11 protein-coding genes and 1 pseudogene are annotated in these 15,390 nt (G+C 49.8%); 11 read left to right on the plus strand and 1 reads right to left on the minus strand.

The window, feature by feature from the left end; translation table 11 throughout:
- The 11 genes and pseudogenes from BN1134_RS19770 (at position 1) to BN1134_RS15120 (ending at position 14,649) form a co-directional block, all read left to right on the plus strand.
- Positions 1-1,335 (plus strand): tetratricopeptide repeat protein, encoded by a 1,335-nt coding sequence (locus BN1134_RS19770; RefSeq protein WP_156991825.1) that lies wholly within the window; start codon positions 1-3, stop codon positions 1,333-1,335.
- Positions 1,336-1,339: 4 nt separating this feature from the next.
- Positions 1,340-2,506, plus strand: a complete 1,167-nt coding sequence (locus BN1134_RS15080; RefSeq protein ID WP_042048221.1) for a nucleotide sugar dehydrogenase — start codon at positions 1,340-1,342, stop codon at positions 2,504-2,506.
- A 167-nt stretch (positions 2,507-2,673) separates the two neighbouring features.
- Positions 2,674-5,754: a glycosyltransferase gene (locus tag BN1134_RS15085; RefSeq protein ID WP_084214826.1), complete on the plus strand. Its 3,081-nt coding sequence runs from the start codon at positions 2,674-2,676 to the stop codon at positions 5,752-5,754.
- Between the two features lie 505 nt (positions 5,755-6,259).
- Positions 6,260-6,964, plus strand: coding sequence for a glycosyltransferase family protein (locus tag BN1134_RS19390; protein WP_232300660.1), 705 nt, complete (start codon positions 6,260-6,262; stop codon positions 6,962-6,964).
- Positions 6,931-7,722, plus strand: a pseudogene (locus tag BN1134_RS15090) (sugar phosphate nucleotidyltransferase); the annotation flags it as partial. The gene BN1134_RS19390 and the pseudogene BN1134_RS15090, both read left to right, overlap by 34 nt.
- Position 7,723: 1 nt before the next feature.
- Positions 7,724-8,809, plus strand: coding sequence for a dTDP-glucose 4,6-dehydratase (gene rfbB, locus BN1134_RS15095; protein WP_042048222.1), 1,086 nt, complete (start codon positions 7,724-7,726; stop codon positions 8,807-8,809).
- On the plus strand, positions 8,809-9,696 hold the full coding sequence (gene rfbD, locus BN1134_RS15100) for a dTDP-4-dehydrorhamnose reductase (protein ID WP_042048223.1): 888 nt from the start codon (positions 8,809-8,811) through the stop codon (positions 9,694-9,696). The genes rfbB and rfbD overlap by 1 nt, the downstream gene beginning before the upstream one ends.
- A gap of 112 nt (positions 9,697-9,808) precedes the next feature.
- A complete protein-coding gene (gene rfbA, locus BN1134_RS15105; RefSeq protein WP_042048224.1) occupies positions 9,809-10,687 on the plus strand; it encodes a glucose-1-phosphate thymidylyltransferase RfbA in 879 nt (292 codons plus the stop codon).
- 63 nt (positions 10,688-10,750) lie between these two features.
- Complete coding sequence (rfbC, locus tag BN1134_RS15110) at positions 10,751-11,302, plus strand: dTDP-4-dehydrorhamnose 3,5-epimerase (RefSeq protein WP_042048225.1); 552 nt, start codon at positions 10,751-10,753, stop codon at positions 11,300-11,302.
- A 106-nt stretch (positions 11,303-11,408) separates the two neighbouring features.
- The gene (locus BN1134_RS15115) at positions 11,409-13,457 is read left to right on the plus strand and encodes a capsular polysaccharide biosynthesis protein (RefSeq protein ID WP_042048226.1); all 2,049 of its coding nucleotides are present in this window, start codon (positions 11,409-11,411) and stop codon (positions 13,455-13,457) included.
- 7 nt (positions 13,458-13,464) lie between these two features.
- Complete coding sequence (locus tag BN1134_RS15120; protein WP_042048227.1) at positions 13,465-14,649, plus strand: capsular biosynthesis protein; 1,185 nt, start codon at positions 13,465-13,467, stop codon at positions 14,647-14,649.
- Between the two features lie 91 nt (positions 14,650-14,740).
- On the opposite strand, the gene BN1134_RS19395 is transcribed toward BN1134_RS15120, so the two are convergent.
- The gene (locus BN1134_RS19395) at positions 14,741-15,244 is read right to left on the minus strand and encodes a hypothetical protein (RefSeq protein WP_084214829.1); all 504 of its coding nucleotides are present in this window, start codon (positions 15,242-15,244) and stop codon (positions 14,741-14,743) included.
- Between the last annotated feature and the right edge of the window lie 146 nt (positions 15,245-15,390).

Raw genomic sequence — 15,390 nt, forward strand, 5'->3', positions numbered from 1 at the left:
ATGCTTAAAGAAATATACAATGATGACTCTATTTTCTGTGGCTATCAAAGTAATAATAACTGCAAAACACTTCTAATCACTTTCGCGCCGCTTAATGGGGCAGGTGAAGGTCAAAAAATCTGGGGCGGTGGGTTAAAAAGTGAAAATATAAACATTCTAGGCTTGGTTGCCAAAAATAGAAGTTGGTATCCAACTAGTTCAGTAGAACAAATTGCAGATAAGTGCGCTCATATCATATCTCAATATGAATACATTATATGTTACGGCACATCTGCTGGTGCATATGCTGCCATCAAGTTCGGTTCTAAATTTAGGGCCAATGCCGTAGTTGCCTTCGCCCCTATATTTAGCATAGCTGAATCAGAAATTGACATTGAAATTGATCATCGCTTTTATAGATTTTTCAAAAGTGGAATAACTGGCGGTAACAAAATAATCAAGGATGAGATAACGTGCCCAGTTTATTTGGTTTACGACCACTATTATCGGTGGGACAAATACAATGCCAACTTAATCTCAAGCTTATCTGATAAAGTATTTTGTTTTAACAGTCCCTTTACTGGACACTTCCCCATTTTAACTATGAATTCGTCAGCCAAAGTGTCTTCACTCGTAGACATATGCAGCAAACACGACATCGTAAGCCTTAAAGTGATGCTACATCAAGGGAGAGTAAACTCATCAATTAGGGTAAAAGCACTTATTGAGTATATTTGTCTAAACAAACCCAAATTGGTTGATGTTGCGCATAGAATTTTGCTCAAACACTCTGATAGATTAAACAACAATGATAAAGCAAGCGTATTTGCCTTTATCGGTAGGGTTTACAAGCAACAAAACAGGGATGCGGATGCAGCAGAATGTTTCGAAAATGCGAATTTTTACAAACCTAATGACCCTCTTTTTTTGAGGGAGTTATCATCCGTACAGCTAAAACTAAAAGATTTCGAGCTAAGTGAGAAAAACATTTTTCACTCACTCGCAATTAATACAAGCTGTTGTCATGCGTGGAATACATACACTAGTATATTGCTAGAGAAGAAAGACTATAATATGGCTTTAGGTGCCATCAAACGCGCAATACAAATACTTCCACACCGTGATTTCTATAGACGGTTGTGCACAATTGCGCAAATGTTAGGATTGAATCGCGAACTAGTGGATGCAGCCGAACAGGGAATAAAACTGTTCGGGGAAGTTGAGTTTTATCGCCTCGGTATAACTGGATATAAGCAATTATCCGATGTAAGTCGAGCCTCAGAACTGCTTAATCAGTCCCTAGCTATATACCCTAATGATTCACTTCTGAACAAATTTAAGAATTCTTGGAATTAACATAATGAAAATTGCAATCGCCGGAACCGGATACGTTGGATTGTCCAATGCGGTGCTGCTGGCACAGCAACATGAAGTTATTGCCGTTGATATTGTGCCAGAGAAAGTGGCCATGATTAATGACGATATCTCACCCATTCAGGACACTGAGATTGAATTGTTCCTGAAAGAAAAATCGTTAAACCTGACAGCAACCCTCGATTGGCAACGCGCCTATAAAGACGCAGATTTTGTGGTTATCGCCACGCCAACAGATTATGACGTTGCCACCAACTACTTTAATACCCGTTCAGTCGAAGCTGTGATTGAAAATGTGCTGGCGGTTAACCCCAACGCGGTGATGGTGATTAAGTCAACTGTACCTGTGGGTTACACCAAAGCGATTAAAGAACAGTTTGGCACCGACAACATCATCTTCTCACCTGAGTTTTTACGTGAGGGCAAAGCGCTTTATGACAACCTGTACCCCTCCCGCATTATTATCGGCGAGCGCAGTGAACGCGCGGAAGTTTTTGCCAAGTTGTTGGCCGAAGGCGCAGTGAAGCAAGACATCCCTATTCTGTTTAGTGACAGCACAGAAGCAGAGGCCGTTAAGCTGTTTTCCAATACCTATCTGGCGATGCGGGTTGCTTACTTTAATGAGTTGGACACCTATGCTGAAACCCACGGTTTAGACAGCCGTCAGATTATTGAAGGGGTAGGCCTCGACCCACGTATCGGCAACCATTATCACAACCCCTCATTCGGCTATGGTGGCTATTGTTTGCCAAAAGACACTAAGCAGTTGCTCGCCAACTACGAGGATGTGCCCAATAACCTGATCCGTGCCATTGTGGATGCCAATACCACCCGCAAGGACTTTATCGCCGACTCTATTGTGAAGCGCAATCCTAAGCGTGTAGGTATTCATCGGCTGATTATGAAGGCGGGTTCGGATAATTTTCGTGCCTCGGCCATTCAGGGCATTATGAAGCGTATTAAGGCCAAGGGCATTGAGGTAGTGGTGTATGAACCGGTAATGAAGGAAAACGATTTTTTCCACTCCAAGGTGTACAAAGACCTTGCTGCCTTTAAAGCGGATTGCGATCTGATTGTGGCCAACCGTCTAGTAGATGAATTGTTGGATGTAAAGGACAAGGTCTATAGCCGTGATTTGTTTGGTGCTGACTAGTGCGAACGATTTTTAAGCAATGTGATACGTTGCGGCCCCGCCTGCCGGGGCTGCATTCAGTTGACCGTTACATAACGACCTTTCTGAATCATAAGCAGTAATATATTCCTCCTTTTTAGCGCGTTAGTTGCACGGCTCAATACATCCGGCTTTTTCAGGTATACAGAATGATTTTAGGCATAGCGGCCATTTTTAAAAATGAACACCCCTATATTATTGAGTGGTTGGCCTTCCATCGCCTGATGGGGTTTGAGCGCTTTTACATTGCCGATAATGACAGTGAAGATGGTTCTTCTGAGCTGTTAACTGCGTTGCATGCAGCAGGGCTGATTACCCGAGTGCGCTTTACTACCCCAGCAGGTGGGGCGCCGCAATTGCCAGCCTATAACCTGCTGCTGGCAAAATTCGGAAATCAGGTTGATTGGCTGGCCTTTATCGATGCCGATGAATTTATTGTACCGACGCCGGGAGAGACGGTGCGGGAGAGACTCTTAGCCCTGAGTGACGATGCCAGGATTGGTGCCATTGGCATGAACTGGGCGGTGTTTGGCTCATCCGGCCAGCACAAGGCAGGGCCCGATTTGGTGACAGAGCGCTTTAGCCACAGAGCATTTCAGCATCAGGGGGTTAACCGGCATATTAAAACCATAGTGAGGCCGCGCAGTTGCCTGCGGATGAGCAATCCCCACAAAGCAGACCTGAGTGCGGGGGGATATGCCTACCCTAATGGCAAACAAATGGCCTTTGATCGTAAGCATCCAGAGGGCATGAGTCAGCAAGTTTGCTGGGAGGGCTTAAGGGTTAATCACTATGTGATTAAATCCTATGAAGAGTTCAAAACTCGTAAGCAGCCCCGGGGGCGTGCCACCACGAGCAGCCAGCGCCTCGACAGATTTTTTAAACAACATGACCTTAATGATGAGCGCTGCGACTGGCTTGAGCCTTGGTTGCCCTCACTGAATGAAGAAATAGGCAAAGTTCTTGATCTATTGGCCACTCGGGAGCGCAAGGCGATGGGCCTTAGCCGCCTGCAACGTGGCTGGCAAAAGTGGTGCAGCAAGCTTTACCCATCTCCGGTTTTTGAGCTGCAACCAGTCCGTGAACTGTATCGTGCTGCGGGGCTGTATCAGTGGCGTTCGGTCGGCAACGACCCGAGCTTCAGAGTAAAGCCGCTTGGGGGATTTCGCGCCGGTTGGTTTATGTTTTCGGTGCAGCTTAGCAGCACAGTGACGCGGATGGAGGCCAAGCTCTATGTAGACTATGGCAATGGCTTTGTTGAACAAGAGGCCATAGTGCTGCCGTTGCAATCGGGGAAATTGAGTAAGCGGGCCGTCTATTTTGCTAGCAAGCCGCTGCGGATGCGTTTTGACCCGCTGGAACAAGCCTGTTTTTTAACGGTTAACCAAGTTTCCTTAAGTCGCTTGACTGCGGGGTATGCCCGTAAGCTGATGGTAAAAAAACTGTCTGCCAGGGGCATGACTGACTGCAAGCAACAATCTGACACTGAGTTGTTGGCCCTTTACGGCAAGTGTTTTGAGTCAGCACAGCGAGGTATGCCTTACAGTCAGTGGTTGGCGCTCTATGAGCCGCCCCCCCTGCAGCCCAAGCAAGTGACCACAGCCCTGGCATCACTGACGGTTAAACCTCTGATTTCGTTAGTGATGGCGACATACAATATCAATGAGGTCTTTTTGCGGTCAGCTATTGAGTCGGTCATTTGCCAGTCGTATCCTCATTGGGAATTGTGCATTGCCGATGATGCGTCTACTCAGGCACATATTCGGCCGTTGCTTGAGCGGTACAGCAGGCAGGATAGCCGTATCAACGTTTCTTATCGGACGCGAAATGGCCATATTTCTGCCGCCAGTAACAGTGCCCTTGAGCTTGTCAGCGGAGCTTATATCGGGCTACTGGATCATGATGACTGTTTGGCGCCAGATGCTTTGTTATCAGTAGTGCAGGCGTTAAATGCCAAGCCGCATGCAAAAGTGCTCTACAGCGATGAAGACAAAATTGATGAGGCAGGGCAGCGCTTTAACCCTCATTTTAAATCTGCTTGGAATCGCGATCTCTTTTATTCCCATAATTATATCTGTCACTTTACAGTATTGGATACTACCCTTGTTCGCTCTGCCGGTGGCTTCCGGGAAGGTGTGGAAGGCAGCCAAGATTATGACCTGTTGTTGCGCTGCATTGCCAAGGTAAAGGATGAGGACATTGTGCATGTCCCAGCCATTTTGTATCACTGGCGTGCAATAGAAGGCTCAACCGCGTTAAGTGGCAGCGAAAAAAACTATACCCAGGAAGCCGGGCTTGCCGCGTTAACTCATTACTTTGCGCCCTCAGAGCAGGACATTCGGGTCAGTAAGCATGCCTTAAATAACTGTTTTCGTGTGCAATGGCCGATGCCGGAGCCCAGACCATTGGTAAGCATTATCATACCTACCCGTGATGGCTATGAACTGCTGAAACAATGTATTGATAGTATCTACAAGTTCACGGATTATTCGAATTTCGAACTGTTGGTGATGAATAACCAAAGCCAATGCCAAAAAACGCTGAGCTACTTTAAAACGTTGCGGAATCATAATCAGGCCCGGATTATTGACTTCGATGATGAGTTTAACTTCTCGGCAATCAACAACGCTGGGGTCGCCGCGGCCAAAGGCAGCATTGTTGCATTACTTAACAATGACATCGAGATTTTGGATGGCGGTTGGCTGGACGAGATGGTCAGTCAGGTCAGCCGCCCTGATATTGGTTGTGTTGGCGCCAAGCTGTATTACCCTGATGGGCGCATTCAGCATGGGGGGGTCATATTGGGTATTGGTGGTATTGCTGGCCACAGCCATAAATATTTTGGCAAGCATCACCACGGATATCACTCCCGGTTGAGTCTGGTGCAGAACTATTCTGCGGTAACCGCGGCTGCCTTGGTTGTGCGTAAAGCGGTATTTGAGCAAGTTGGTGGGCTGAATACTGAGCTTAAAGTTGCATTCAATGATGTGGATTTTTGCCTGAAAGTGCGTGAAGCCGGATACCGTAATCTTTGGACCCCTTTTGCTGAAATGATCCATCACGAGTCGGTGAGCAGAGGTTTTGAAGATACACCAGAAAAACAGCAGAGATTTAGCAGCGAAGTGAGATGGATGCAAAATCGATGGGGTGAACTGTTGCTGAGTGACCCTTATTATAACCCCAATCTGACCCTCACCCATGAAGACTTTTCATGGCGTACGAATGCATGAGAGAAACAAGCTAGACTCCAACGAGATGTTTATTATATGAAAAATAAAATGGGGCATCATTTGAATAATGACACATGTTATAATGTTAATTTTTTAACACATGAAAATTTTTCTTATCGATTTTGATTTTTTATGAGGTTGGAATGCCAATCATATTTAGCCATCCTATCTGAGTAATCTTTATATGGATGAGATAATTAGAAAAAAATTGTTTAAACCATATTTAAAGCTTAACAAGCAGAGTTATGGAAACCAGAGGGCTGTTACGCTAGATTGTCATAAGTTGTTTATCTTGCATGAAGGGAATTCCCCGACATTGGCCTATTTTGAATCGGCTATAACCGGGCGGTTTCCTGATGCAAGATGTCAATGCGTTGACATTCTTGTTTCCCCTGAAATATCTATTCCGGAAGGATCTGCCCTTGTCATTATTCGATTTATCTCTCCGAAGTGGCAACAGCACATAGAAAGATATATCGACAGATGCTCTCGGATAGTTTATTTCATGGATGATGATCTGTTTGATCCGACGGCTCTATCTACGTTACCGAAAGAGTATCGTACCAAGATAATAAGGCGGTCGGCGGCTCAACATCGATGGATCACACAGTATTGCGATGACATTTGGGTTTCAACTGCTTTTTTGGCTAAAAAGTATTCCCACCTTAACCCGGAAATGGTTTCCGCAAAACCATCGCCATTACTTCTTGAAAAAAGAAAACCAGTAAGAATCGCTTATCATGGTTCAAGCTCTCATCGGGAAGAGAAGTACTGGCTGCGGCAAATCGTCGAGGGGGTATTGGAAGCCTGCCCTAGTGCCAGCTTTGAAATTTTTGGCGAACATGATATCTATAAATATTATCGAGACCTGCCAAGAGTTTCAGTGTTGCATCCCATGAGTTGGCAAAATTATCTTGCATATACCAAGACCCATCAGTTGGATATCGGATTGGCACCGCTGCTTGACTCAGATTTTAATTTTGCTCGCGGCCCTGTAAAATTTTATGACTTTGTCAGAATGGGTGCTGTGGGTGTATATAGTAATCGTGCTCCCTATAAGGATTTTATCGAACAAAATATCAACGGTATTCTGTTGGAGAATGTTCCCCAGCGTTGGGTTGATGCAATAACATTATTGATTAATAAAGAAAAGAAACGAACTGAGCTAGCCAATAACGCGAAAATATATGCATATTCTTTAGCAAACTGATCACTATAACCCACTCTTCAAAAAATGCTATCGAAAACCATTTCGATACTTCGTTTGAACTGGAGGCGACACTCGAATCTCGCGTTAAACGAAAGCTGCTCGACGAGATACAGAATATTTGTCCGAAAAATGTGACCATCATGCATGTGCGTCAAGGAGAAGCCAAAGGATTGGGCCATGCCATTTTGTGTGCCTATCCGGTCATCGGTGACGAACCGTTCGCAGTTGTTTTACCCGATGTCATTCTGGATGAATATACTGCCGATCAACACACCGAAAATTTGGCTGCCATGTTGGTGCGTTACAAGTTGACTGGACAAAGCCAGGTAATGGTTGAGCCTGTGCCAAGAGCTGATACCGATAAATATGGGATAGCTGATTGCAATCAGGTCAAGTTGCAGCTAGGTCAGTCCGCACCCATTACCGGGTTGGTTGAAAAACCGGATATTGATGAAGCCCCCAGCAACCTGGCCGTTGTTGGTCGTTATGTGTTGAGCAATAATATCTGGCCCTTGCTCAAAAAGACGCCTCCTGGAGCTGGTAATGAGATCCAGTTGATCGACGCGATAGCCATGTTGATTGAGCAAGAAACTGTTGATGCATTCCATATGACAGGGCTGTCCCACGACTGTGGCAATAAGGCTGGTTATATGAAGGCCAATATTGCCTATGGTATGAGGCATCATGAAATTGGCCAGTTTGTGACTGACTATATCAACTCCCTGACCTCACAAAAAACCGAAAAGGCTAGTGTTTAATATGAAAATCCTCGTGACCGGCGGTGCCGGCTTTATCGGCTCTGCCGTGGTGCGCCATATCATCCGTGATACTCAGGATGCAGTCATCAATCTCGATAAACTTACCTATGCCGGCAATCTGGAATCCCTAGCCGATGTATCGACAAGCGAGCGTTATGTGTTTGAGCAGGTGGATATTTGCAACCGTGCCGAGCTGGATCGGGTGTTTGCCCTGCACCAGCCGGATGCCATGATGCATCTGGCTGCCGAGAGCCATGTTGACCGCTCCATCACAGGGCCGGCTGACTTTATCGAGACCAATATCGTCGGCACCTATATGTTGCTGGAAGCGGCTCGCGCTTACTGGAACGGTCTGGACGAGGTACGCAAGGCGGCCTTCCGCTTCCACCACATCTCCACAGACGAGGTATATGGTGATCTGCCCCATCCTGATGAAGTAGCGGTCGGTGAACCATTGCCGCTCTTTACCGAGACCACCCCCTACGCCCCCAGCAGCCCCTATTCCGCCTCCAAGGCTTCCAGCGACCATCTGGTGCGCGCCTGGCGCCGTACTTACGGCCTGCCGACCATCGTCACCAACTGCTCCAACAACTACGGCCCGTACCACTTCCCCGAGAAGCTGATCCCGCTGGTCATTCTTAACGCGTTGGATGGCAAGCCGTTACCTGTCTATGGCAAAGGCGACCAGATCCGTGACTGGCTCTATGTGGAAGACCACGCGCGCGCGCTTTACAAGGTGGTGACCACGGGCGTGGTCGGGGAGACCTACAACATCGGCGGTCATAACGAGAAGCAGAATCTGGAGGTGGTACACACCATCTGCGATCTGCTGGACGAGATGGTGCCGAAAGCGAGCTCTTACCGCGATCAAATCACCTATGTAGCGGATCGTCCCGGTCACGATCGCCGCTATGCCATCGATGCCAGCAAAATGAGCGCGGAGTTGGATTGGCAACCGCAAGAAACTTTCGAGTCGGGCATTCGCAAAACTGTGCAGTGGTATCTGGATAACCAGCAGTGGGTGAATAACGTCAAGAGCGGTGCCTACCAGTCCTGGATTGAACAGAATTACGGGGAGCGTACCTGATGCATATTCTGCTGTTTGGCAAAAACGGCCAGGTAGGCTGGGAGCTGCAACGCGCACTGGCGCCGCTGGGGCGCATCACTGCCGTTGATTTTGACTCCACCGATTATTGCGGCGATTTCAGCAACCCAGCAGGGGTGGCCGAAACGGTACGTCTGGTCAAGCCGGACGTGATTGTCAACGCCGCAGCCCACACCGCAGTCGACAAGGCCGAAAGCGAGCGGGAGTTTGCCGAGCTGCTCAACGCGACCAGCGTGGCAGCGATTGCCAAAGAAGCGGAAGTATTGGGTGCCTGGTTGGTGCATTACTCCACCGACTATGTGTTCGATGGCAGCGGTGAGCGCCCCTGGGTGGAAACCGATGCAACGGCACCGCTCAACGTCTACGGCGAAACCAAGCTGGCGGGTGAGCAAGGGGCCGCGCTGTGTTCCCGTCACCTGATCTTCCGCACCAGCTGGGTTTACGCCGCCCGCGGCGCCAACTTTGCCAAGACCATGCTGCGTTTTGGCAAAGAGCGTAGCGAGATGTCAGTCATCAATGACCAGTTCGGCGCCCCGACCGGAGCCGAGTTACTGGCCGATTGTACCGCTCATGCGATCCGCGTGGCGCAGAGCAAACCCGAGGTCGCCGGGCTCTACCATCTGATTGCCTCCGGTACGACTACCTGGTTTGACTACGCCCAGCTGGTGTTTGCCAAAGCCAGAGAAGCCGGGGTTGAACTGGCGGTGACGCAACTTAATGGGGTGCCTACCAGCGCTTTCCCGACTCCGGCCAAACGCCCCCATAACTCCCGCCTAGATACCGGCAAATTCCAGCGCACCTTCGATCTGGTGCTGCCGGAGTGGACAGTCGGTGTGGAGCGGATGTTGACCGAGATCCTCGGTAAGTAAATCACTGGCCAGGGATGTAGTGACTGCCTCCCTGGCTGGCAGGGATAAAACAGAAAGGCGTGGCCACAAGCCATCCTTTTCTTTTGCAATTTAAAAATAAGAAACAAGCATCATGACCAAACGTAAAGGCATTATTCTGGCCGGTGGCTCTGGCACCCGTCTCTATCCTGTGACCATGGCGGTGAGCAAGCAGCTGCTGCCCATCTATGACAAGCCGATGATCTACTATCCGCTCAGCACCCTGATGCTGGCCGGGATTAGCGATATTTTGATCATCAGCACGCCGCAAGATACCCCCCGTTTTGAGCAATTGCTGGGTGATGGCAGCCAGTGGGGTCTGAATTTGCAGTACAAGGTGCAGCCAAGTCCGGACGGGTTGGCACAAGCCTTTATTCTGGGTGAAGAGTTTATCGGGTCAGACCCCTGTGCGCTGGTGCTGGGGGACAACATTTTCTACGGCCACGACCTGCAGAAACAGTTGGAAGCCGCAGCGGCCAAAGAGAGTGGCGCTACCGTCTTTGCCTACCATGTGCATGACCCCGAGCGTTATGGGGTAGTGGAATTTGATAAAGAGGGTACCGTTATCTCTCTGGAAGAGAAGCCACTGGAGCCCAAGAGCAACTATGCGGTGACCGGCCTCTACTTCTACGACAACAGCGTGGTGGAGATCGCCAAGAGCCTGAAGCCGTCGCCCCGTGGTGAGCTGGAAATTACTGATGTGAACCGCATCTATCTGGAGCAAGGCAATCTGTCGGTGGCCATGATGGGCCGTGGTTATGCCTGGCTGGATACCGGTACCCATGAAAGTCTGATCGAAGCGAGCAACTTTATTCAGACCATCGAGACTCGCCAAGGGTTGAAAGTGGCCTGTCCGGAAGAGATCGCCTATCGCCAGAAGTTTATTACTACCGAGCAGGTTCGTGATCTCGCCGCTCCGTTGGCAAAGAATGCTTATGGTAAATATTTGTTAAAGATGGTCGGCAAAGCCTGATGTGATATAGGGGGGAGGGAAGATGCTTCCCCCATAAAAATTGGATCAAATGTGGATAGACAGATGAATGTAATTAAGACAGCGATTCCTGACGTGCTTATTTTTGAGCCAAAAGTATTTGGTGATGAGCGTGGTTTTTTCTTTGAGAGTTTCAACCACAAGTTGTTTGAAGAGGCCGTCGGATATCAGGTTAACTTTGTGCAGGATAATCACTCCAAATCGTCGAAAGGGGTATTGCGTGGCTTGCATTATCAATTGCCTCCCCATGCCCAGGGCAAGCTGGTGCGTTGTGTGGCGGGTGAAGTGTTTGATGTCGCCGTCGATATTCGTAAAAGCTCACCGACCTTCGGGCAATGGGTTGGGGTTCACTTGTCAGGTGAAAACAAGCGACAGTTGTGGATCCCGGAAGGGTTTGCCCATGGTTTTGTCACACTGACAGAAACGGCCGAGTTTTTATATAAGACAACCAATTACTATGCACCAGTGAGCGATAGAGGTATTGCATGGAATGATGCCTCGATTGGTATTAAATGGCCCGAATTAAACGCGGACATCCTTACCTCTGTAAAAGATAGTACTGCCAAGTCATTAGAGACCGCAGATCTGTTTATCTAAATTACACTCCCTGCACTACGGCAGGGAGTCTTTAGTTCGCTGAGATGATATGGCTTTATATACGGGTTCGAAAGGCATTTTTGCTAGAAAAAACAGTATTGAACCTATGCTTGGTTGCCCATTACGTCATATGGAAGGGGTTGTCTCTTTTTCTGAAAATGATGTTTTAGTTGGTTGGGGCCAAAAAGCCAATACCAAGCAGATTAAGCAGAAGGCACAAGCGTTAGGATTGCCCTATTGGCAGCTGGAAGATGGCTTTATCGGTTATATAGGCCATCCCGCCAGAGGGGGCAAGGCGGTCTCGTTGATCGCCGATCCGGTGGGGATCTATTACGATGCCCGCCAGCCCAGCCAGCTTGAGCAATTGATTGCCACCCCGTGCGAGCCACAGATGTTGGCACGGGCCGAGCGACTGATCGATGAGCTGGTACGCCTCGGGATCACCAAATATAACTGTTATGCCACTGCCCCCGGCCAGTCGATTGCCAGCGGCAGCGTGACCGCCCTCTCTGCTGTCGGGGACTATGGCGGCTTGCCATCAGGGCTTGCCACTCGTCTGCAGCAGAGCGCCAAACCCAGGATCCTGCTGGTCGATCAGGTAGCAGGGGATCTCTCCATTCCGGGCGCCCTGGCCAGTGAAGCAGATTTTGTGGCGATGGTGGAGGCTGCCCGCCGCAATCATCCCGATGCGCGCCTGTTGCTGCGCACCCATCCTGACACTCGTTTTAACAATATGCGCCTTGGCAAGAAGCGTGGGGTGTTGGCCCGTCTGAACCTGGATGATGTGGAGATGGTGGCCGATCACTGCCATCCCCATGCGCTGCTCAATGTGGTGGATGCTGTCTATACGGTGTCATCCCAGCTTGGTTTTGAGGGCCTGTTGCTTGGCAAGCCGGTCTATTGCTTCGGTATGCCGTTTTATGCCGGTTGGGGGCTGACCCATGACAGCAAGCAGTGTGAACGGCGCAACGTAAAAGTGTCGCTCGCCCAGCTGGTCGCGGCAGCCTTGATCCGCTATCCCCGCTATCTCGACCCTGTGCTGGGCCAGCGTTGCGAGGTAGAGGAGGTGATCGCCATTATTGCCAATCAGCGCCGCCCCGCGCCGCGCTGGCGCCGACTCTATCTGGTGGGGTTCTCTTTGTGGAAGCGGGCATTTATGCAGGCGTTTTGCCAGCATTTGGCCGATGAGCTGCGCTTTGTGCGCAAGCCACCCAAGCGGCTGACCGGTGACGAGCAGATATTGGTGTGGGGTAGCCGCCACCCCGATCTCGCCTCTGCAATCCGGGTCGAGGATGGCTTTATTCGCTCGAGGGGACTGGGCTCCAATCTCTGTCGTCCCTCCTCTTTGTCACTGGACCCGGTCGGGATCTATTTCGACAGTCGCACTCCCAGCGGGCTGGAACAGTTACTCAACTATCAGGAGTTGACAGAGGCGGAGGTCAAGCGCGGGGATGCGCTGCTCGCCTTGCTACGGGAACACAGGGTCAGCAAATACAATGTGGGCGAGCAGCAGCACTACACCAGGCCCGATGATGGTCGTGAGCTGGTGCTGGTGGTGGGTCAGGTGGATGGCGATGCCTCTATCCTGACCGGGAGCCCCCATATTCGCAGCAACGAGCAGTTGCTGTGGGCGGTGCGAGCGGCCAAACCCGACGCTCATATTCTCTACAAGCCACACCCTGATGTGGTGGCGGGCAATCGTGGTGGGGCGATTTCAGCGGCCTGTCTGGCGGAGTGTGTCGATAGCCAGGTGCTGGATATTGGGCTCACCAGCCTCTATCCCCATGTGGATGAGCTGCATACCATGACCTCGCTCAGTGGCTTCGAGGCGCTGGTGCAGGGGGTCAAGGTGACGACCTGGGGCCAACCCTTCTACAGTGGCTGGGGGTTGACCACGGATGCCAATCCCCCTGCTCGTCGTCAACGTAGTCTGCCGCTGGCGGCGCTGGTCTATCTGACGCTGGTTGCCTATCCGCTCTATCTCGATTGGCAGACCGGGCTCTGGATAAGTCCGGAGCAGTTGATCCACCAGCTGGCGAAGCAGGGACACTCATCGGCCCACAAAGCGAGCCGCTGGCAACGCTGGCAGCTCAAGCTCGGTTACTTGTTCCAGACGCTGATGCAGCGCCCCTCTCTCTCCCCGTTTTTGAGATAAGTCGTCAATGAAGATTTTGTTACTGCAAGGCCCGCTTGGCCCCTTTTTTCAGACATTGAGTCGGCAATTAACGACGGCAGGCCACAGGGTAACCAAAGTGCATTTCAATGGCGGCGATGCCAGTTGGTCTTGTGCCGGTGATAATCTCAGTTTTACCGCCCCCCCCGCACACTGGCGCAACTTTCTGCGTCGTTTGCTGAAGCAACGCAAGATCGACGCCGTGGTTTGCTATGGTGACTGTCGTTATTACCATAAGGTGGCCAAGACACTGTGCAATCAGCGACGCATTCGTTTCTGGGCAATGGAAGAGGGATATCTGAGGCCCGATTTCATCACTCTCGAGTGCGGGGGGGTCAATGCTCATAGTCCCTGGTATGAGCGGCGGGCCGAATTAGCCGAGCGCGAGTGGCCAGCCCCTTTTGAGGCGCCGCTCACCGTCGGGCCGACCATGGGGTGCCGTGCGCGTTTTGCCATGCGCTATTACCTTAACAAAGCCCTACACCATCGACGTTACCGTCACTACCAGCATCATCGTCCCTGGAGTTTTTTTGAAGAGCTCTGGGGCTGGGTAGCAGGAGCGGTCGTCAAACAGTGGCATCACATGACCGATCTGCGGTTAAGCAACAGTTTGGCGACCCATCGTGGTCATCTCTTTTTTGTGCCGTTGCAAGTAACAGAGGATTTTCAGATCCGCGAACACTCTAATCTAAGCGGAGTGGAAGAGATGGTGGCGGAGGTGATCAACTCTTTCGCTAAATATGCCAAACCGCAGGATGTGCTGTTGTTCAAACACCACCCCATGGATCGCGGTTTTGTGCACTATCGCGCGCAGATCCATCGCTTGGTCAATTTGCTGGGTTTGGAAGGACGGGTGTTTTATGGCTATGAACTGCCATTGCCGGCACTCTACCCCCTGCTCAAAGGGGTGATCACCATCAACAGCACAGTGGGATTATCGGCCTTATTGCACAAGGTGCCGACCTTCTGCATGGGGCGAGCGCTCTACGATCTGCCAGGGCTCACGACACAGGGTGATTTAGATCACTTTTGGCGCAGGCAAGACCCCGTTTGTGAAGACCGATTTCAGCGTTTTCGCCAATCGCTATTACATTTGACTCAACTCAATGCGAGCTATTATCGACATTTTGAGCACAGTGCTAAATTGGTGGCGTTCAACATCACAAAAATATAATCAAGCCTGTTTTTCTTGAATAAAAACTCGCAAATCGTTTGCTTTTTTAAATAAGAATTCCCCGGCAAAGCTGGGGGATTACCTAATTTATTTAAAACTGCCTGCGAAGCGTAAAGCTGGTAACAGTGCTATGTTTTTTTCCCGGCACAATATCTGTCTTCGGCGCATAACCAATCTCGAGAGAAAGACGATTATAAGCGATGATGCCATATGGCAGCATCGCAAAACCATCCACACCGGAACCATTGAGATAACCTGCCATCAGGCCAAGTCCCGCTTGCCAATCGCTATACACATTCCACAGCTTCCGGTAGTTAGCTCCCGCATAGGTGGCTGTATCTGAATAGGAATCGCGATAAATCCCCCCCCGTAGCGATAAAGTACCGCTATCATGATTACCAAGTACTGACCACTCCAAACCAAGCCCAGGGTTGTAATTTTCAAAATCGCAGGTTTTGGCCTTGGGGCCATTCCCCTCGTCGCAATTACTATGAATTGATAAGCCGTGCACAATTAACGCATAATTATCTTGTGAAAATGCAGGAGGTGTTAATAACGTAACTGCAGGGATGATCAAATATTTTAATTTGCGCATTTTGTCTTCCCCATTAAAACAGCTAAAACATGAGACACTGGTGCATATTCCGGCCGATCATGAACACCAATTCCGATTCAACGTGAACACCATTTCCGGACCAATGTGAACGCTCATTCCGGTTCAATGTCAATCAGCATCGAAAA

Origin of the sequence: Aeromonas simiae, assembly GCF_000820125.1 — a bacterium.
Lineage (GTDB): Bacteria > Pseudomonadota > Gammaproteobacteria > Enterobacterales > Aeromonadaceae > Aeromonas > Aeromonas simiae.

Coding starts and splice junctions, on each gene's coding strand:
- BN1134_RS19770 (WP_156991825.1), top strand. CDS start 1: ATGCTTAAAGAAATATACAATGATGACTCTATTTTCTGTGGCTATCAA.
- BN1134_RS15080 (WP_042048221.1), top strand. CDS start 1,340: ATGAAAATTGCAATCGCCGGAACCGGATACGTTGGATTGTCCAATGCG.
- BN1134_RS15085 (WP_084214826.1), top strand. CDS start 2,674: ATGATTTTAGGCATAGCGGCCATTTTTAAAAATGAACACCCCTATATT.
- BN1134_RS19390 (WP_232300660.1), top strand. CDS start 6,260: ATGGATGATGATCTGTTTGATCCGACGGCTCTATCTACGTTACCGAAA.
- rfbB (WP_042048222.1), top strand. CDS start 7,724: ATGAAAATCCTCGTGACCGGCGGTGCCGGCTTTATCGGCTCTGCCGTG.
- rfbD (WP_042048223.1), top strand. CDS start 8,809: ATGCATATTCTGCTGTTTGGCAAAAACGGCCAGGTAGGCTGGGAGCTG.
- rfbA (WP_042048224.1), top strand. CDS start 9,809: ATGACCAAACGTAAAGGCATTATTCTGGCCGGTGGCTCTGGCACCCGT.
- rfbC (WP_042048225.1), top strand. CDS start 10,751: ATGAATGTAATTAAGACAGCGATTCCTGACGTGCTTATTTTTGAGCCA.
- BN1134_RS15115 (WP_042048226.1), top strand. CDS start 11,409: ATGCTTGGTTGCCCATTACGTCATATGGAAGGGGTTGTCTCTTTTTCT.
- BN1134_RS15120 (WP_042048227.1), top strand. CDS start 13,465: ATGAAGATTTTGTTACTGCAAGGCCCGCTTGGCCCCTTTTTTCAGACA.
- BN1134_RS19395 (WP_084214829.1), bottom strand. CDS start 15,244: ATGCGCAAATTAAAATATTTGATCATCCCTGCAGTTACGTTATTAACA.